The sequence below is a fragment of the Streptomyces sp. IMTB 2501 genome, from assembly GCF_001953885.1.
Classification (GTDB): Bacteria; Actinomycetota; Actinomycetes; order Streptomycetales; family Streptomycetaceae; genus Streptomyces.
Genome location: NZ_MQUS01000019.1, coordinates 51,274 through 69,661, shown reverse-complemented (window position 1 = coordinate 69,661; position 18,388 = coordinate 51,274). Strand labels below are relative to the sequence as shown.

The following is an 18,388-nucleotide window of genomic DNA, read 5'->3' as shown; positions in this document are numbered from 1 at the left end:
GTCGTGCCTCCCCCAGTGCCTCAAGGGCCTGGGGTACCCCCTCTGGGGGAGGCACCCTGCCCGCGCCGGCCAGCGATCCGACCCCGGTCGGTATCCGGACGGGGCTCCTTCCAGTGGCCCAGACCAATATTCATCGCGCCGCATGTGCCGAAGTGCTGGCAGGGCCATGCTGCCTGCTCCATAGTTGGCGCAAAACCGTGCAGCAGCTCAGCCCCGACCCGGACACCTGGGGGTATTCGCGCCCATGAGCAGAGCCCAACAGCCGTCCCGCAGAACCGTCCTCGCCGTCGCCGTCGCCGCGGCGGTGGCCGGCGGAACGGCCCCCGCTGCCGCCACCGCGCAGCGCCCCGCCACCGACGCCGACGACCCCGCCCCGGCGCAGGCCCGCCCGATCGACTACCACGCCTGGACCACGTACCGCGAGTGGCGCCTCGGCACCGCCCAGGGCACCCGCGCCGTCTCCGGCGCACGCCCCGGCGTGGTCATCGGCGCCCCCGCCGGCCGCAGCGACTACACCGACCCGCACACCGGTACCACCGCCACCTGGGAGTACGCCGTCTGGACCTCCCCGGTGCACCGCCTCACCGTCCCCGCCACCGAGGTCGTCGCCTCCTGGAACGCGCACACTCCCGACGGCTCCTGGCTCCAGGTCGAGCTGCGGGGCACGTACTCCGACGGCACCGAGACCCCCTGGTACGTGATGGGCCGCTGGGCGGCCGGTGACCAGGACATCAAGCGGACCTCGGTGGACGGCCAGAGCGACGGCAAGAGCGCCATCTCGACCGACACCTTCGCCATCGACGACGCGAGCACCGGCCTGCGCCTGGCGTCGTACCGGCTGCGCCTCACCCTCTATCGCAAGCCCGGCACCCGTCTGACCCCCACCGTGTGGCGGCTCGGCGCGATGGGTTCCGACGTCCCCGACCGCTTCACCGTGCCCGCCTCCGTCCCCGGCCTCGCCCAGGAACTGTCCGTCCCGCGCTACTCGCAGGAGATCCACAAGGGCCAGTACCCGCAGTACGACAACGGCGGCGAGGCCTGGTGCAGCCCCACTTCCTCGCAGATGATCGTCGAGTACTGGGGCGGCCGGCTCACCCCCGGGCAACTCGCCTGGGTGGACCCCTCCTACGCCGACCCGCAGGTCGACAACGCCGCTCGCTTCACCTACGACTACCAGTACGAGGGCTGCGGCAACTGGCCGTTCAACGCGGCCTACGCGGCCACGTTCCAGGGACTCCAGGGCGTGGTCACCCGGCTCGCCTCGCTCACCGACCTGGAGACGCTGATCGCGGCCGGCATCCCCGCCATAACGTCCCAGTCGTTCCTGAAGACGGAGCTGACCGGTGCCGGCTACGGCACCGCGGGCCATCTGATGACCGTGATCGGCTTCACCGCCGACGGCGACGTGATCGCCAACGACCCGGCCTCGCCGAACGACGACGCGGTACGGCGGGTCTATCTGCGGCGGGAGTTCGAAAACATCTGGCTGCGCACCAAGCGGTACAACGCCTCCGGCAAGGTCGTCTCCGGCACCGGGGGAGTCTGCTACCTCTACTTCCCGGCCCACCCGAGCCCGCGCCAGCGCAAGGCGCTCGCGGCGGTGGGTGTGCGCTGACCGTGTGAGCAAGCTCATCGCCGCAAAAGGCGCCGAGGGTGGCAAGGTGGACAAACGGGTGGGGCCCGCTCCGTACATCCGACGGATGGGGGTCCGCTCCGTGCATCCGATCCGTACACGCGTTCCGTACGTCCGACCTCTGCGAGTGACACCATGACCGCACACCCGGCCACCGCCACCCGCGCCCGCACCGGCGGCCCTCAGGAAGACGGCCCGAAGATCATCGAGCACGTCATGGGCTGGGTCCTCGTGGCGGTCCTCGCGATGCTCGTGACCCGGCTCGGCCTGCTCTGACTCCGCTGCTCGCGCGACCGCTCACGTGTGCGGCATGTTCTGACATACTGCGGATGTCCCGCCGACCGCCTGGAACAGGGTCGAAATTGAACATGCCGCATCAGCGTGCCGCCGTCCGTCCCCGGATGCGCGGCACCGAGCGCTCGATGGCACGTCGCGCCGAACTCATCGCCATCGGGCGGAAGTTGTTCGCCGACACGTCCTACGACGCGCTGTCCATGGACGACATCGCCCGCCAGGCGCATGTCGCCAAGGGGCTGATCTACTACTACTTCCAGTCCAAGCGCGGCTATTACCTGGCGATCGTCCAGGACTCCGTCGCCGATCTGGTCACCTCCGCCGCGAGCGGACTGGAGCTGCCCGCCGTGGACCGTGTCCACCGCACCATCGACGGCTATCTGCGCTACGCCGAGCACCACCAGGCCGCCTACCGCACCATCGTCAGCGGTGGTGTCGGCTTCGACGCCGAGGTGCACTCGATCCGGGACGGCGTGCGCGAGGCGATCATCGCCACGATCGCCGAAGGTGCCTACGGCCGCAGTGACATCGCTCCGTTGCCCCGGATGGGCCTGCTCTCCTGGGTGTGCGGCGTCGAGGGCGCGACCCTGGACTGGATCGACCGCCCCGAGCTGTCCCGCGACGCCATGCGCGACCTGCTGGTGAAGACACTCGGCGGAGCCCTGCGCGCCGTCGAGGAACTGGACCCGGCCTACCCGGCGCCACAGCCGGCCCGCCGCGACGGCTGACACACCTGGGAGCGGGGGCTCGTGGTTCCCCGCTCCCAGGTCCTCCACCGCCTCAAGGGCGTGGGGCCCCCGGCGCCACCGCTCACCTGCGCTGATGAGGCGTCACCGATGCCCTGCGACCTGATCCGCCGGACAGGCCCTAGCCGATGGCCTTGATCAGCTCACCGTTCGCGGTGTCGCCGCTCAGCTCCCAGAAGAAGGTGCCGCCGAGGCCCTGCTGGTTCTTGTACGTCATCTTCGTGGCGATGGTCGCCGGAGTGTCGTAACTCCACCAGTCGCTGCCGCACTTGGCGTAGGCCGTGCCGCCCACGGTGCCGGTCGCCGGGCACTTGGTCCTGAGCACCTTGTAGTCGTCGATGCCCTGCTCGTACGTCCCCGCCGCCGGGCCGGTGGCGGTGCCGCCGGGTGCCGCCTGGGTGACCCCGGTCCAGCCGCGGCCGTAGAAGCCGATGCCGAGCAGCAGCTTGGACGCCGGGACGCCGAGGCCCTTGAGCTTGGCGATGGTCGACGAGGTGTTGAAGTCGGCTTTCGGGATGCCCGAGTAGGAGGTCAGCGGGGAGTGCGGCGCGGTCGGGCCGCTCGCGTCCCAGGCGCCGAAGTAGTCGTACGTCATCGGGTTGTACCAGTCGACGTACTGGGCGGCGCCCGCGTAGTCCGCCGCGTCGATCTTGCCGCCGCTGGAGGCGTCCGCCGTGATCGCGGCCGTGACCAGCTTGCCGGAGCCGAACTTCTGCCGCAGTGCGGCCATGACGTTCTTGAACGCGTCCCGGCCGCTGGTGTCACAGCTGTTGCCGCAGGCGTTCGGGTACTCCCAGTCGATGTCGATGCCGTCGAACAGCCCAGCCCACTTGGAGTTGCTCACCAGGTCGTAGCAGGACTGGGCGAATGCGGCCGGGTTCTTTGCGGCCTCACCGAAGCCGCTGGACCAGGTCCAGCCGCCGAAGGACCACAGGATCTTCAGGCCCGGGTGCTTCTTCCTCAGCTTCAGCAACTGGTTGAAGTTGCCGCGCAGCGGCTGGTCCCAGGTGTCGGCGGTGCCGTCGACGGACTCGTCGGCGGTGTAGGCGCGGTCGGTGGCCGCGTAGGAGTCGCCCATGGCGCACTTGCCGCCGGTGACGTTGCCGAAGGCGTAGTTGATGTGGGTCAGCCTGGCCGCCGAGCCCGAGGTCTCGATGTTCTTGGCGTAGTACTTGCGGTCGTAGGTGCCCCATTCGGTGAAGTAGCCGACGACCTTCGAGCCGGCCTTGACCTGCGGTGCGGCCGGTGCGGCCGCGGTGGCCGTGCCCGCGCCGGCCAGCAGCCCGGCGCCGAGGGCGGTGGTACACGCGGCGGCCAGGAGCGCCCGGAGCCGGGAGCGGTGGGGAGAGTGCATCGGGTGTCTCCTCGTGGGGGGAGGGGAACGCGCGCCGATTGGCATGAACGCGGTAAAGCGTTGGTCATGCACAGTAGGAGGACTAGACCACTCCGTCAATGGTTCGGACCAATTTCGGTGGCGACTCCGGCGGTGATTCCGGTAGCTCGGAAGGTTCCGGCTGGATTCTTGAAGTAAGCGGTCGTTAACTGGTGACTGGAGGTCGCTGATCGGGCATACTCACAGCGCACAGCCGCTGGTCAGCCGCTTCCGAGACCCGGGAGCGGGCGCCTTCGGCCATCCGGAAAGACCAGGCGGAGCCGCCCCCACCCGATGGGCCAGACCGCCGGTGCCCGACCAGGGAGGAGACCCGACGCCATGTCCGACCGCGACCCGCAGCCGGTGGAGCGTCAGCTGCCGACGGAGGAGGCGCGGGATCTGCTCGCCCTCGTCCGCGACATCGCCCAGCGCGAGATAGCGCCGAAGGCCGCCGAGGAGGAGGACGCGGGCCGCTTTCCGCGCGAGGTCTTCACCCTGCTCTCCGAGTCCGGCCTGCTCGGCCTGCCGTACGACTCCGAGTACGGCGGCGGCGACCAGCCCTATGAGGTCTACCTCCAGGTCCTGGAGGAGCTGGCCGCGGCACGGCTCACCGTGGGCCTCGGCGTCAGCGTGCACACGCTCGCCTCCTACGCCCTCGCCACCTACGGCACCAAGCAGCAGCAGGTCGAGCATCTGCCCGCCATGCTCGGCGGCGGCCTCCTCGGCGCGTACTGCCTCTCCGAGCCGTCCTCCGGCTCCGACGCGGCCTCCCTGCGGACGAAGGCCGTCCGGGACGATGGGGGCCCCTCCCGCGCGAGCGAAGCCGAGCGTGGGGGTGGGTGGGTGATCAACGGCACCAAGGCCTGGATCACGCACGGCGGCATCGCCGACTTCTACACCGTCATGGCCCGCACCGGTGAGGACGGCCCGCGCGGGATCACCGCCTTCCTGGTCCCCGGTGACGCGCCGGGGCTGAGCGGGGCGGCGCCCGAGAAGAAGATGGGCATGAAGGGCTCACCCACCGCCCAGGTCCACTTCGACGGCGTCCGCGTCGGCGACGAACGGCGGATCGGCGAGGAGGGCCAGGGCTTCTTCATCGCCCTGTCCGCCCTGGACTCCGGGCGGCTCGGCATCGCCGCCTGCGCGATCGGCCTCGCCCAGGCCGCGCTGGACGAGGCGGTCGGCTACGCCACCCAGCGCCGGCAGTTCGGCCGTCCCATCGCCGACTTCCAGGGGCTGCGCTTCATGATCGCCGACATGGCCACCCAGATCGAGGCCGGCCGGGCCCTCTATCTCGCCGCGGCCCGGCTGCGCGACGCCGGCAAGCCGTTCGCCAAGCAGGCCGCCATGGCCAAGCTGCACTGCACCGACGCGGCCATGAAGGTCACGACGGACGCCGTGCAGATACTCGGCGGATACGGCTACACCGCCGACTTCCCGGCCGAGCGCTATATGCGCGAGGCCAAGGTCCTGCAGATCGTCGAGGGCACCAACCAGATCCAGCGGATGGTCATCGCCCGTCACGTGGCGGGACCCGAAACTCGCTGAACTGCCCCGTGCGGACCGTCGGGGCCGCCAGCCTGATCCACTCCGGGTCGTGGCGGCCCGGCAGGGTCCGGCCGCGGTCGGCCCAGGTCCGCATGAGATCGAGGTAGATGGGCGGGTCCTGCGGCACGGGCGGCGGAAGCGATTCTGCGGGGCGGGGGACGAAGACGCGGCTCTGACGCCCGGTGGCCCAGTACGTGGGGGTCATACCTGGGCAACGCGGAACCGGTCGGACAGGTCACCGTCTGCCGGAATCGGGCGTCAGTTCAGGCGCATCCCGTCCGTGCTCTGGCCCCCTGAGGTCAACTGACGTACCGTCAGCCGACCATCGCTCAGGGGGTGCCCGTGGCCGACGACCGTCCCGTACCGCTCGACGAGTACCCGGTGCACCAGGTGCCGCTGTCCATGAAGCACGTGGCGACCGGCGACCGCAACGCCTACGACCGCTGCATCTTCCACGTCTTCGACCACACCGGCCGCGCCCTGCTCATCCTCGGCCTCGGCGTCTACCCCAACCTGGGTGTGATCGACGCCTACGCCACCCTGCGCACCGGGGACACCCTGCACGCCGTCCGCGCCTCGGACGCCCTGGGCGAGGACCGGCTGCGGCTCGCCGTCGGCCCGCTGCGCATCGAGGTGCCGCGGCCGCTCGAGAAGCTGCGCCTGATCTGCGAGGACGAGCAGCTGTCGTACGACCTCACCTGGACGGCCGCCTTCCCCGCCCTCTGGGAGCCGCACCATCTGCAGCGCCGGGGCGACCGGCTCACCCTGGAGGGCCGCCGCTTCGTCCAGGCCGGCACCGCCGAGGGCGTGATCCGGGCCGGGGGAGCGGAGTTGCGGGTCACCGCGGACGACTGGACCGGCACCCGGGACCGCAGCTGGGGTGTGCGGCCGGTGCCGGGTGAGGACGGCGGGCGGCTCGCCGCCGACCATCCCGCCGAGGGCTTCCACTGGATCTGGTGTCCGGTCCGCTTCACGGACCGCTTCCTGATGGTCATCACCCAGGAGGACGCCGACGGCTACCGCTCCCTGAACGACGCCACCCTGGTCCGTCCCGGCCACCGCGACCGCCAACTGGGCTGGCCCCAGTCCGAGATCGACTACCGCTCCGGCACCCGCCACCCGGAACGGGCGGTCATCCATCTGGGGGACCCCCTGGGGCCGCGGAAACTGGACGTCGAGATCCTGGCCTCCTCGCCGCTCGCGCTCGGCGCGGGCTATCCGCCGGCGGACGACTGGCAGCACGGGACCTGGCGGGGCCCCGGCTGGACCGACCGCCGCACCTACGACCTGACCCTGCCCCACCCCCTGGCCGGCTACGGCGTCACCGACCACTCCGCCCGCTTCCGGCTCGACGGGCAGACCGGTCACGGCATCTTCGAGCACGGCTCGTTCGGCCGGCACGACCCGAGCGGCTTCACCGGATTCGACTCGGTCGCGCCCTGAGGGAGGAGCCCGCCATGGCCACGGCACCCCGTCCCCGCACCACGACCCGGGATCCCGGGGAACTGTCCCGCCGGCTCACCGCCTGGCTCGGCACCCGACTGCCCGGCGCCAGGGCCACCGGCGTCACCGTCCCGGCCTCCAACGGCATGTCCAGCGAGACCCTGCTGTTCGACATCGAGCACCCCGAAGCGCCATGGCGGGCCTGCGCGTTGCGGCTGGCGGCGGACCCGGCGGCGTACACCGTCTTCCCCGCGTACGACATGGCCCGCCAGTACCGCACCCTGCGGCTGGTCGCCGAGCACACGGACGTGCCCGTGCCCCGCGTCCTGTGGCTGGAGGAGGATCCGGGCCCGCTCGGGGCGCCGTTCTTCGTCATGGAGCGGGTCGCCGGGCGTGTGCCGCCGGACGTCATGCCGTACACCTACGAGGGCAGCTGGCTGCACGCGGCGAGCGACGCCGAGCGCGCACACCTGGAGGCCGCGACCGTCGCGCTGCTGGCCCGTCTGCACGACCAAGTGCCGCCCGCGCAGGCCGAGTTCCTCGCACCACCCGGTGCCGGGGACACCCTGCGCCGGCACGTCACGGCCCAACGCGCCTACTACGCCTGGGTGATCGACGGGCTGCCCCGCTCACCCCTCATCGAGGCCGCCTTCGACCGGCTGGAACAGCTGTGGCCGAGCGATCCCGGCGCACCCGTCCTCAGCTGGGGTGACGCACGCATCGGCAACATCGTCTACGACGGGTTCGACCCCGTAGCCGTCCTGGACTGGGAGATGGCGGCACTGGCCCCGCGCGAGGTCGACCTCGGCTGGGCCGTCTATCTGCACCGCTTCTTCCACGACCTCACGGTCGCCTCCGGACAGCGCGGACTGCCGGACTTCCTGCGCCGCGACCGGGTCGAGGCCCGCTACGCCCGCCTGACCGGCCACACCCCGCGCGACATGGACTTCCACACCCTCTACGCCGCCCTGCGGCACGCGATCGTCATGCTGCGCATCGCCTACCGCCAGGCGTACTTCGGGGAGGTCGCCGTCCCGGCGGACCCGGACACACTGATCCTGCACCATGACAGCCTGCGCGCCATGGTGCGGGGCACGTACTGGGATTGAGCCGGGCCCTGTCGGGCGGGGCTCAGGCGGCGGCCTGGCCGCGCATCGCCGGTACGCGCATCGGGCGCGAGCCCGGGCCGCCGACGTGCGAGAACGGCTGCGTGCGCCAGTTCAGACCCTGGGGGAGCGTCAGCAGCAGGGCCATGTCCTGCTCCTGCGGTTCGGCGGACTCGTCCGCGGGGCGGGCCGCGGTGGCCGAACGGCCCGTGCCGGCACAGACCGTGAGTCCGAACGGGTTCCACGGCGAGGCGCACAGCGCGTGCTCCGGCAGGACCTCCTCGTCCGCCAGCAGCGCGATCGGCTGCGCGCAGTCCGGGCAGATCACCCGGTACCCCTCGAAGGTGTCGTAGGCGTCCAGTTCGTCGTCGAGGGCGTCGGGTTCGACACCCTCCGGTTCGGGCTCGACGGCCTGCTGCTGGCGCTTGGACGTGGATCGACCAGGGTGATGGACAGTCTGCATGGGATTCTCCCCCTAAGGCTGGGCCGTGAAGGCACTGCGGCCTCGACCACAGCAAGCACTTCCCGTCCGCTCTCGGCGGTAATCACGAGAACATCACGGAGGCCGTTCGGGGTGTGTGTCGTTCGTCACATGCCGTATGCAGGTGCGCGGTGCGGGCCTTATGCGGCGCTTTTTGTATCGAACCGGCTATGACCTGCGCTCTCGGCTATCCCAGGGGATCAAGCGCACTGTAGGTTTTGGCGCCATGGAGGAGCTGGACCGACAGATCGTGCAGCTGCTCGTCAAGGACGGGCGGATGAGCTACACAGACCTGGGCAAGGCCACGGGCCTGTCCACGTCGGCCGTGCACCAGCGGGTGCGCCGGCTGGAACAGCGTGGCGTCATCCGCGGCTACGCCGCGGTGGTCGACCCGGAGGCCGTCGGGCTGCCGCTCACCGCGTTCATCTCGGTGAAACCGTTCGACCCCAGCGCCCCCGACGACATCGCGGACCGCCTCGCCGACGTCCCGGAGATCGAGGCCTGCCACAGCGTCGCCGGCGACGAGAACTACATCCTCAAGGTCCGCGTGGCGACCCCGCACGAGCTGGAGGAACTCCTGGCCCGGCTGCGATCCCTGGCGGGCGTCTCGACCCGGACCACGGTCGTGCTGTCGACACCGTACGAGGCCCGCCCGCCGCGGATCTGACCACCGCTGTGGGCAGCCTCGGGTGCCTCTTCGAAACGCCCCAGGTGCAGCCGGCTCCCGGCGGCGAGGGAAACTGTCCGCCATGAGCGACCGCACCGCCGACCCCGAGCCCCCCAAGACCGTCCTCCTGCGCCGAGGAGAGGTGCACAGCCCCGCCGACCCGTTCGCCACGGCGATGGTGGTGGAGCGCGGCCAAGTCGCCTGGGTCGGCTCGGAGGGCGCCGCCGACGCCTTCGCCGACGGCGTGGACGACGTGATCGACCTCGACGGCGCCCTGGTCACCCCGGCCTTCACCGACGCCCATGTGCACACCACCGCCACCGGTCTCGCCCTGACCGGCCTGGACCTGTCGACTGCCCCCTCGCTGGACGCGGCCCTCGCCCTGGTCCGCGACTTCGCCGCCGCCCGCCCGGACGACCGCGTTCTGCTGGGCCACGGCTGGGACGCCGCCCGCTGGCCCGGCGGCCGCCCGCCGACGCGCGCCGAACTCGACGAGGCGACCGGCGGCCGTCCGCTGTACCTCTCCCGTATCGACGTGCACTCGGCGGTCGTCACCACCGCCCTGCTGGACCTGGTCGCCGGCGATGTCCCGCGCACGGACGCCCCGCTCACCAAGGACGACCACCACGCCGTACGCCAGGCCGCGCTCGCCGCGATCACCCCGGCCCAGCGCGCCGAGGCCCAGCGCACCGCCCTCGCCCACGCGGCCTCCCTCGGCATCGGCTCGGTGCACGAGTGCGGCGGCCCGCGGATCTCCTCCGAGGACGACTTCACCGGTCTGCTCAGGCTCGCCGCCGAGGCGCCCGGCCCCCGAGTGGTCGGCTACTGGGCCGAGCAGAACGTCGACAAGGCACGGGAACTGGGCGCCGTGGGCGCCGCGGGCGACCTGTTCGCCGACGGCGCCCTCGGCTCGCACACCGCCTGCCTGCATGAGCCGTACGCCGACGCCGACCACTCCGGCACCGCCTACCTGGACGCCGAGGCCGTCGCGGCCCATGTCGTCGCCTGCACGGAGGCGGGCCTGCAGGCCGGCTTCCACGCCATCGGCGACGCCGCCGTGAGCGCCGTCGTGGAGGGCGTGCGCGCCGCCGCCGAGAAGCTCGGTCTCGCCCGGATCCGTGCCGCCCGCCATCGCGTCGAGCACGCCGAGATGCTGACCCCCGAGACGGTCGCCGGCTTCGCCGAGCTGGGCCTGATCGCCTCCGTGCAGCCCGCCTTCGACGCGCTGTGGGGCGGCGAGGACGGCATGTACGCCCGGCGGCTGGGCGCAGAGCGGGCCCATACCCTCAACCCCTTCGCGGCCCTGCTGCGCGCGGGCGTGCCCCTCGCCTTCGGCTCCGACAGTCCGGTCACCCCGCTCGACCCGTGGGGCACGGTCCGCGCCGCCGCCTTCCATCACACGCCCGAGCACCGGGTCTCCGTCCGGGCCGCCTTCACGGCGCACACACGCGGCGGCTGGCGGGCCGTGGGACGGGACGACGCGGGCATCCTGGTGCCGGGCGCACCCGCCGACTACGCCGTCTGGCGCACCGACGAACTGGTGGTCCAGGCCCCCGACGACCGGGTGGCCCGCTGGTCGACCGACCCGCGCTCCGGCACGCCCGGCCTGCCCGACCTCACCCCGGGCCACGACCTGCCGGTCTGCCTGCGCACCGTGGTGGGCGGACGGACGGTGTTCGTAGGGCCGGGCGAGTGATCTACGGGCGGGGCGCGGTGGCGATCGGCCGCCGGTGCCCCGCCGCCCGACCTGCGCATCCTCGCCGACGAACCCGGTTTCTGGGCCGTCGTAGCAGCTCAGAGGGCTGTTGACAGTCGACGGCCGAGGGCCGGTAGGTTCGGCCGGGTCCACCACCGGACGCCCGACCGGGGAGCGTTCGTGCAACTCGTCGCAGCGCCGCTGGGTCAGGGACGGTGTGCCGCACCGGGGCACCGTCGCTGGGAGCCAGGCTCAGCGCCCGCGCCGCCGAGGGAACGTTCCGGCCCGGCAAGGTGTGACCCGGGTGGGGCCCGTGCGCTCAGTAGACAACGGCTTTCGGTCGATCCGCAGCCAGCGGGTCCCAGGTCGGCCCGAAGGGCGCCGGGCCCCCATCCGCCGTGGCGGCGCAACCACAACGGCACGCTGCGGAGGAGCCGAAACACGCATTCTTACCCCTCTCTTGCGTAATCGACACCGCTATACGACCGAGTCGGTACGTCATGCCAGGCCGCGACCACTATGGTGGACCCCTGCGTACGACCAGAAGGGGCAGCAGTGAACGACGGCGACGGGACCCTGGCGGCCAACGATCAGGGGAGGCAGTTCGGTCCGCTCGGCACGGCCTTGGTGATCATTCCGACCTACAACGAGGCGGAGAACATCAAGACCATCGTCGGCCGGGTGCGCAAGGCCGTCCCTGAGGCGCACGTACTCATCGCGGACGACAACAGTCCCGACGGCACCGGCAAGCTCGCCGACGAACTGGCCGCCGAGGACGAGAACGTCCAGGTCATGCACCGCAAGGGCAAGGAGGGCCTCGGCGCCGCCTACCTCGCGGGCTTCCGCTGGGGCCTTGAGAACGGCTACGGCGTGCTGGTCGAGATGGACGCCGACGGCTCCCACCAGCCCGAGGAACTGCCCCGGCTGCTCACCGCCCTCAAGAGCGCCGACCTGGTGCTCGGCTCCCGCTGGGTGCCCGGCGGCCGCGTGGTGAACTGGCCCAAGTCCCGCGAGTTCATCTCCCGCGGTGGCAGCCTCTACTCCCGGCTCGCCCTTGACCTGCCTCTGCGCGACATCACCGGCGGATACCGCGCGTTCCGCCGTGAGACCCTGCAGGGCCTGGGCCTGGACGAGGTCGCTTCCCAGGGCTACTGCTTCCAGGTCGACCTGGCCCGCCGTGCGGTCAAGGCCGGCTTCCATGTGGTCGAGGTCCCGATCACCTTCGTCGAGCGCGAACTCGGCGACTCCAAGATGAGCAAGAACATCCTCGTCGAGGCGCTGTGGCGGGTCACCGCCTGGGGCGCCGCGGAGCGTGTCGCCAAGCTCAAGAGTCTGGGCGGCGGCCGGGCCGCCAAGCAGGCCTAGGGTCTGTCCGGCGGATCCTGTCGCAGACGCGGGGGTCGGCACGCCCGTCCGGTGGTGTTGCCGACGCTCCCCGTCGGCGCCCTCCTCCGCCTTGCGGCTGAACGCTCCTCACGCCCGGATACGCTCGCGCGGGGACACCTCCAGGACCCGCGCTCACCCGCGCCCATGAGGCGTCGCCCCTTATCCCGCGCTGAGCCGCTGCCAGGCACACTGGGAGCATGACGACTGGCGCTCCGACCTCTCCGCACCCCACCACCCGGCCCCGGCGCTCCCGGCTGCGCAGGTATCTGCCGCTGGGGGTCGCAGGCTGGCTGGTGCTGGAGATCTGGCTGCTGACCCTGGTCGCGGGCGCGGCCGGCGGGTTCGCCGTGTTCCTGTTGCTCGTCGCGGGCTTCGTGGCCGGCTCCGTGGTCATCAAGCGGGCCGGCCGCCGGGCCTTCCAGAGCCTGAACGAGGCGCTGCAGCGGGGCGGTTCGCCGGAGCGCGGCGGTGGCAACGGCCTGATGATGCTCGGCGGCCTGCTGCTGATGATCCCCGGTCTGGTCTCCGACGTGGCGGGCCTGCTTCTGCTCGTCCCGCCGGTCCAGAAGGCCGTGAGCCGGTACGCCGAGAACGCCCTGGACAAGAGGCTGCGCACGGCGGCTCCGGGCAGCTTCGGCGACGCCTTCCAGCAGGCCCGTATCCACCGCCCCGACGGCAAGGTCGTCCAGGGCGAGGTCATCAGGGAGGACGACCGGCCGGAGCCGGGGGAGCAGTACCCGCCGCTGACGCGCTGAGCGTGTTTCGGACACACAAACCGCGGGCGCCGTACGTGGATCACGTACGGCGCCCGCGGTTGTTCAATGTGCGCTGTATCCCGGCCCAGCCCCGCAGGGACTAGGCCGACTTGCGGCTGTCCCGGGGGTGAACCGCGATGTTCATCGCCCCCGAGCGCAGAACCGCCAGGCGCTCCTCAAGGACCTCTTCGAGTTCCTCACGGGTGCGCCGCTCCATCAGCATGTCCCAGTGGGTACGCGCGGGCTTGGCCTTCTTCTCCTCAGGGCCGTCACCGTCGACGAGGAGTGCCTGGGCCCCGCAGACCTTGCACTCCCACTCCGGCGGGATCTCCGCCTCGACGGAGAAGGGCATCTCGAAACGGTGCCCCTTCTCACATGCGTACTCCACGGCCTGGCGCGGGGCCAGGTCGATACCGCGGTCCGTCTCGTAGCTGGTCACCACGAGGCGCGTACCGCGAAGAGCTCGCTCACTCATGAATCGTGCCTCCCGGGCTTGTCGCCCACAGGACAGGTGTCGCTGTCGTCGTCATCCGGTCAACGTCCGGTCGGCGGTAAAGATTCCCGTTCCGTGTCCCGTTCCGGGTCATGCGTCGCCGTCGTAGCCGCAGCCTTGCTGACAAATGTCGTACCCACCGGCGCCCGGTTTGTCACATCTGCTAGCAGATGTCACCCAGCGTTTCGGCATCTTTGACGCGCAGTAACGGTACGCCTGGCAGGCCAAAGGCGTACACTACCGCCCTTTCGGGTTGAGCGCTAAATCGATGCTAAATCTTCTCGGGTACCGGGTTGCCCGCCTCGGCGATCGCCCGGCGCACCGGGACCCGCGCGAGCAGGGCGAATCCGATGACGAAGAAGGCCACCAGCGAGATGATCGCGGACCGGTAGCTCCCGGTCAGCTGGTAGGTCACGCCGAACAGCAGCGGTCCGAGCCAGCTCATCCCGCGGTCGCTCATCTCGTACGCCGAGAAGTATTCGGCCTCCTTGCCGGGCGGCACGAGGTGCGAGAACAGCGAGCGGGACAGGGCCTGGCTGCCGCCGAGAACCAGGCCGATCCCGGCGGCCAGCACGAAGAAGAACACCGGCGCCTTCGCGGGGAGGAAGTATCCGGCCGCCAGGGTGACCGTCCAGGCGACCAGCGAGCCCAGGATCGTGCGCTGGGCGCCGTACGTCCGGGCCAGCCGGCCCATCGCCAGTGCACCGGCCACAGCCAGCACCTGCACCAGCAGCACGGCCACGATGAGCGTCGACTGCCCGAGGCCCAGTTCCTGTGAGCCGTAGACGGAGGCCTGGGAGATCACCGTCTGGATGCCGTCGTTGTAGATGAGGTACGCCAGCAGGAAGCCGAGCGTCAGCGGGTACCGGCGCAGGTCCCGGACCGTCGCCGCGAGCTGCCGGAGCCCGGGTGCCGTGGTGCGCTCCACGCGCGCGTGCCGGTCGCGCAGCCTGCGCAGCGGTATGAGCGTGAAGGCTCCCCACCACAGGCCCGCCGAGGCCAGGCAGATACGGACCGCGGCCGCCTCGGTCAGGCCGAAGGAGCCGTGCGCCGAGTACAGGACCAGGTTGGCGACGAGGACCGTGGAGCCCGCCGCGTAGCCGAAGGCCCAGCCCCGCGACGAGACCGCGTCGCGCTGCTCGGGCGGGGCGATCTGCGGCAGATAGGAGTTGTAGAGCATCATCCCGACCGACTGCGCGGCGTTGGCCACCACCAGCAGTACCCCGCCGAGCAGATACCGGTCGCCGTCCAGGAAGAACATGCCCGTGGTCGCGGCGGCCCCGGTGTACGCCGCCGCCGCGAGCAGCGGCTTCTTGCGGCCCGTGCGGTCGGCCGCGCTGCCCACGAGCGGCATCACCACGACGGCGAGGATCACCGACAGGGACACCGAGTAGGCGAAGAAGGAGCCCGCCCGGACCGGGACGCCCAGCGGATGCACATAGCCGTCGGCGTCCGCGGCCCGCTCGGCGACGGCCGTGAGGTAAGGCCCCAAGAAGACCGTCAACACGCTCGTCGAATAGACCGAGCAGGCCCAGTCGTAGAAGTACCAGCCGCGCTGCTCGCGGCGCAGGCCGGCGGTCTCGTCCGCCGTCTGTGTCCGCACGGTGTCGGTTCCCACCCGTGCCCTCGCTTCCCCGTTCAACTGCGAAGGCTCGGGCCCGGCCGCCGGGTCGTCAGACCCAGGCGCCGCGGTCTTCCATGACCTTGCGCAACGTGTCGATGTGATCGGTCATGATGCCATCGACTCCCAGGTCCAGAAGCCGGTGCATCCGTTCCGGCTCGTTGATCGTCCACACGTGCACCTGCAGCCCGAGCGCGTGGGCGGCGCGGACGAAGCGCTGGTCGACCACCGGGACTCCCGACTGGGCCTCGGGCACCTGCGCCGCGACGGCGGACCGGCGCACGGCGGCCGGCAGTCCCCACGAGCGCAGGCGCAGACTCAGTACGCCGCGCGTGCCGAACGAGGTGGCCAGCCGCGGCCCGGCCAGCCGCTGGGCGCGCAGCACCCGGGCCTCGGAGAACGAGCCCACACAGACCCGGTCCCAGGCGTTGGTGCGCTCGATCAGGTCGAGCGTGGGGCGCAGAGCGGGCTCGGCCTTGATGTCGACGTTCCAGCGGACCTCGGGGAAGGTCTCCAGCAACTCCTCGAACAGCGGCACCGGTTCACGGCCGCCCACGCGCGCCTGCCGAACGTCCTCCCACGGCAGATCCGCGATCCGGCCCGCCCCGTCGGTGACCCGGTCCAGCGACGAGTCGTGGAAGGCGACGAGCCGGCCGTCGGCCGTGGCGTGCACATCGGTCTCGATGTACCGGTAGCCCATGTCCACCGCGCGCCGGAACTGCGTCACGGTGTTCTCGATCCCGTCGGCGGCCCCTCCCCGGTGGGCGAAGGCTATGGGGCCCGGGTGGTCGAGGTACGGGTGGCGCTTGGGCGGTGTCGTGAGGCTCACGAACGCAGTATCGCCCGTTCCGGTGTCGCTTCGGCAACGACCGTGCTTCGGCTCGATGCCGCCGGGACGGCGAACACCCGCAGGAACAGCTGCGCCAGCGGCCCGATGGACACGGCGTACAGCACGGTGCCGACACCGATCGTGCCCCCCAGCAGGAAGCCGGTGACCACCACCGCCACCTCGATCCCGGTCCGTATCAGCCGGATCGAGCGGCCGGAGCGCCGGTGCAGGCCCGTCATGAGCCCGTCGCGCGGACCCGGGCCGAAACGCGCCGAGATGTACAGGCCGGTCGCCACGCCGTTCAGCACGATGCCCGCGAGCAGCAACGGCACGCGTACGGCCAGGGAGTGCGCGTCCGGGACGAGCGCGAGCGTGCCGTCCATCGCGAGGCCGACGACGAAGACGTTCGAGACCGTGCCGAGCCCCGGGCGCTGGCGCAGTGGGATCCACAGAAGCAGCACCGCCGCTCCCACGATGATCGACACGACCCCGATGGTCAGCCCGGTCAGCTCCGCGAGCCCCTGGTGCAGTACGCCCCAGGGCTCCATGCCCAGGCCCGCCCGCAGGAGCAGCGCGGCACTCGCACCGTAGAGCGCGAGCCCGGCGTACAGCTGGATCAGCCGTCGTACGAGATGACTGCGAGCGGACATGAGATACCCCCCTGGGTGGTGGCGGTGGCCTGACGCATGTCACTCTGTGGCTTGGGATGGAACGTCATCCATGGCCAATTCGGGGAAGGTGGACTGATCGTCATGGCGCAGTGGACCTCTGCGATGGGGGCCGCTCAGCTGGCCCGGCTCCTCAACTCCCAGCAGGAGCGTCCGGCGGGCCCCGGCACCCGCCGTCCGCCTGCCTATCGCGCCCTCGCCGACGGCATCCGGCTGCTGGTGCTCGAAGGGCGCGTCCCGGTGGCCGCCCGGCTGCCCGCCGAACGCGAACTCGCCCTCGCCCTCTCCGTGAGCCGCACCACCGTCGCGGCCGCGTACGAGGCGCTGCGCACCGAGGGCTTTTTGGAGTCCCGGCGCGGAGCCGGCAGCTGGACCGCCGTACCGGCGGGCAACCCGCTGCCCGCCCGGGGCCTCGAACCCCTGCCCCCCGAGGCCCTGGGCTCGGTGATCGACCTGGGCTGCGCCTCGCTGCCGGCCCCCGAACCGTGGCTCACCCGCGCCGTGCAGGGCGCCCTGGAGGAGCTGCCGCCGTACGCCCATACGCACGGCGACTACCCGGCGGGCCTGCCCGCGCTGCGCTCGATGATCGCCGAGCGCTACACCGCCGCCGGGATCCCCACGATGCCCGAGCAGATCATGGTGACGACCGGCGCGATGGGCGCCATCGACGCGATCTGTCACCTCTTCGCGGGCCGCGGTGAACGCATCGCCGTCGAATCGCCGTCCTACGCCAACATCCTGCAGCTGATGCGCGAGGCGGGCGCGCGTCTGGTCCCCGTCGCGATGGCCGAGGGCCTGTCCGGCTGGGACATGGACCGCTGGCGCCAGGTCCTGCGCGAGGCCGCGCCCCGGCTCGCCTATGTGGTCGCCGACTTCCACAACCCCACCGGTGCGCTCGCCGACGAGGACCAGCGGCGCCGGCTGGTGGACGCGGCACGCTCGGCCGGCACGGTGCTCGTCGCCGACGAGACGATGACCGAGCTGTGGGTGGACGAGGAGTGCGCGGGCGCCATGCCTCGCCGGGTCTGCGCCTTCGACCCGGCCGGCTCGACCGTCATCACGGTCGGCTCGGCCAGCAAGGCGTTCTGGGCGGGCATGCGCATCGGCTGGGTGCGGGCGGCACCGGACGTCATCCGCAGTCTGGTCGCCGCGCGGGCATACGCCGACCTGGGTACGCCGGTGCTGGAGCAGCTCGCCGTCAACTGGCTCTTCAGCACGGGCGGTTGGGATCAGGCGGTCGAGTTGCGCCGGATTCAGGCCCGCGAGAACCGGGACGCGCTGGTGGCGGCGATCCGGCGCGAACTGCCCACCTGGGAGTTCGAGATCCCGAAGGGCGGGCTGACCCTGTGGGTCCGGGCCGGCGGCCTGTCCGGCTCCCGGCTCGCCGAAGCGGGCGAGCGAACCGGCGTCCGCGTCCCTTCCGGCCCTCGCTTCGGCGTCGACGGCGCCTTCGAGGGCTATGTCCGGCTTCCGTTCACGGTGGGGGGCGCGGTGGCGGAGGAGGCGGCGGTCCGGCTGGCCGCGGCGGCTCGGCTGGTGGAGACCGGCGGCGGTACGGGGGGCACGGAGGCGCCGCGTACGTTTGTGGCGTAGGCGGGGCGCGTGACGGCTCGGCGCGCTGCGGTGCGGCGAGGGCGGGTGCGTGCTGGG

General features: G+C 71.6%; 17 protein-coding genes. 11 read left to right on the top strand and 6 right to left on the bottom strand.

The window, feature by feature from the left end:
* Positions 1-244: 244 nt before the first annotated feature.
* The 3 genes from AV521_RS28865 (at position 245) to AV521_RS28860 (ending at position 2,655) form a co-directional block, all read left to right on the top strand.
* A complete protein-coding gene (locus AV521_RS28865) occupies positions 245-1,615 on the top strand; it encodes a peptidase C39 family protein (RefSeq protein ID WP_076092250.1) in 1,371 nt (456 codons plus the stop codon).
* Positions 1,616-1,768: 153 nt separating this feature from the next.
* On the top strand, positions 1,769-1,909 hold the full coding sequence (locus tag AV521_RS47895; protein WP_107481052.1) for an SCO1431 family membrane protein: 141 nt from the start codon (positions 1,769-1,771) through the stop codon (positions 1,907-1,909).
* Positions 1,910-2,001: 92 nt separating this feature from the next.
* Positions 2,002-2,655 (top strand): TetR/AcrR family transcriptional regulator, encoded by a 654-nt coding sequence (locus tag AV521_RS28860; RefSeq protein ID WP_076092248.1) that lies wholly within the window; start codon positions 2,002-2,004, stop codon positions 2,653-2,655.
* Positions 2,656-2,794: 139 nt separating this feature from the next.
* Here the strand turns inward: AV521_RS28860 and AV521_RS28855 are convergent, their stop codons facing one another.
* A complete protein-coding gene (locus AV521_RS28855) occupies positions 2,795-4,027 on the bottom strand; it encodes a glycoside hydrolase family 18 protein (RefSeq protein WP_076092246.1) in 1,233 nt (410 codons plus the stop codon).
* Between the two features lie 357 nt (positions 4,028-4,384).
* On the opposite strand from AV521_RS28855, the gene AV521_RS28850 reads away from it, so the two are divergent.
* From AV521_RS28850 to AV521_RS28835, 3 genes are all read left to right on the top strand, one after another.
* Entirely contained in the window at positions 4,385-5,593 is a 1,209-nt protein-coding gene (locus tag AV521_RS28850; RefSeq protein WP_076092244.1) for an acyl-CoA dehydrogenase family protein, read from the top strand.
* 342 nt (positions 5,594-5,935) lie between these two features.
* Positions 5,936-7,036 carry a hypothetical protein gene (locus AV521_RS28840; protein WP_076092411.1) on the top strand — a complete coding sequence of 367 codons (1,101 nt, stop codon included), beginning with the start codon at positions 5,936-5,938 and terminating at the stop codon, positions 7,034-7,036.
* Positions 7,037-7,050: 14 nt separating this feature from the next.
* A complete protein-coding gene (locus AV521_RS28835; protein ID WP_076092240.1) occupies positions 7,051-8,145 on the top strand; it encodes a phosphotransferase family protein in 1,095 nt (364 codons plus the stop codon).
* 22 nt (positions 8,146-8,167) lie between these two features.
* On the opposite strand, the gene AV521_RS28830 is transcribed toward AV521_RS28835, so the two are convergent.
* Positions 8,168-8,605 (bottom strand): hypothetical protein, encoded by a 438-nt coding sequence (locus tag AV521_RS28830; RefSeq protein WP_076092238.1) that lies wholly within the window; start codon positions 8,603-8,605, stop codon positions 8,168-8,170.
* 244 nt (positions 8,606-8,849) lie between these two features.
* Between AV521_RS28830 and AV521_RS28825 the strand changes: the two genes are divergently transcribed.
* From AV521_RS28825 to fxsA, 4 genes are all read left to right on the top strand, one after another.
* Positions 8,850-9,290 (top strand): Lrp/AsnC family transcriptional regulator, encoded by a 441-nt coding sequence (locus tag AV521_RS28825; RefSeq protein WP_076092236.1) that lies wholly within the window; start codon positions 8,850-8,852, stop codon positions 9,288-9,290.
* 82 nt (positions 9,291-9,372) lie between these two features.
* Complete coding sequence (locus tag AV521_RS28820; RefSeq protein WP_076092234.1) at positions 9,373-10,986, top strand: amidohydrolase; 1,614 nt, start codon at positions 9,373-9,375, stop codon at positions 10,984-10,986.
* Positions 10,987-11,541: 555 nt separating this feature from the next.
* The gene (locus AV521_RS28815) at positions 11,542-12,351 is read left to right on the top strand and encodes a polyprenol monophosphomannose synthase (protein WP_076092232.1); all 810 of its coding nucleotides are present in this window, start codon (positions 11,542-11,544) and stop codon (positions 12,349-12,351) included.
* Positions 12,352-12,569: 218 nt separating this feature from the next.
* Complete coding sequence (fxsA, locus tag AV521_RS28810; RefSeq protein ID WP_076092230.1) at positions 12,570-13,127, top strand: FxsA family membrane protein; 558 nt, start codon at positions 12,570-12,572, stop codon at positions 13,125-13,127.
* Positions 13,128-13,227: 100 nt separating this feature from the next.
* Here fxsA and AV521_RS28805 read toward each other — a convergent pair whose 3' ends face one another.
* The 4 genes from AV521_RS28805 to AV521_RS28790 all read right to left on the bottom strand — a co-directional run bounded on the left by AV521_RS28805 (position 13,228) and on the right by AV521_RS28790 (position 16,720).
* Positions 13,228-13,602: an RNA polymerase-binding protein RbpA gene (locus AV521_RS28805; RefSeq protein ID WP_003977404.1), complete on the bottom strand. Its 375-nt coding sequence runs from the start codon at positions 13,600-13,602 to the stop codon at positions 13,228-13,230.
* Between the two features lie 289 nt (positions 13,603-13,891).
* Positions 13,892-15,238, bottom strand: coding sequence for an MFS transporter (locus tag AV521_RS28800; protein ID WP_076092228.1), 1,347 nt, complete (start codon positions 15,236-15,238; stop codon positions 13,892-13,894).
* A 55-nt stretch (positions 15,239-15,293) separates the two neighbouring features.
* Positions 15,294-16,070: a glycerophosphodiester phosphodiesterase gene (locus tag AV521_RS28795; protein ID WP_076092226.1), complete on the bottom strand. Its 777-nt coding sequence runs from the start codon at positions 16,068-16,070 to the stop codon at positions 15,294-15,296.
* Positions 16,067-16,720 carry a YitT family protein gene (locus tag AV521_RS28790; protein WP_076092224.1) on the bottom strand — a complete coding sequence of 218 codons (654 nt, stop codon included), beginning with the start codon at positions 16,718-16,720 and terminating at the stop codon, positions 16,067-16,069. Before AV521_RS28790 ends, AV521_RS28795 begins: the two co-directional genes overlap by 4 nt.
* 102 nt (positions 16,721-16,822) lie before the next feature.
* Between AV521_RS28790 and AV521_RS28785 the strand changes: the two genes are divergently transcribed.
* Positions 16,823-18,331, top strand: a complete 1,509-nt coding sequence (locus AV521_RS28785; protein WP_076092222.1) for a PLP-dependent aminotransferase family protein — start codon at positions 16,823-16,825, stop codon at positions 18,329-18,331.
* Positions 18,332-18,388: the final 57 nt, after the last annotated feature.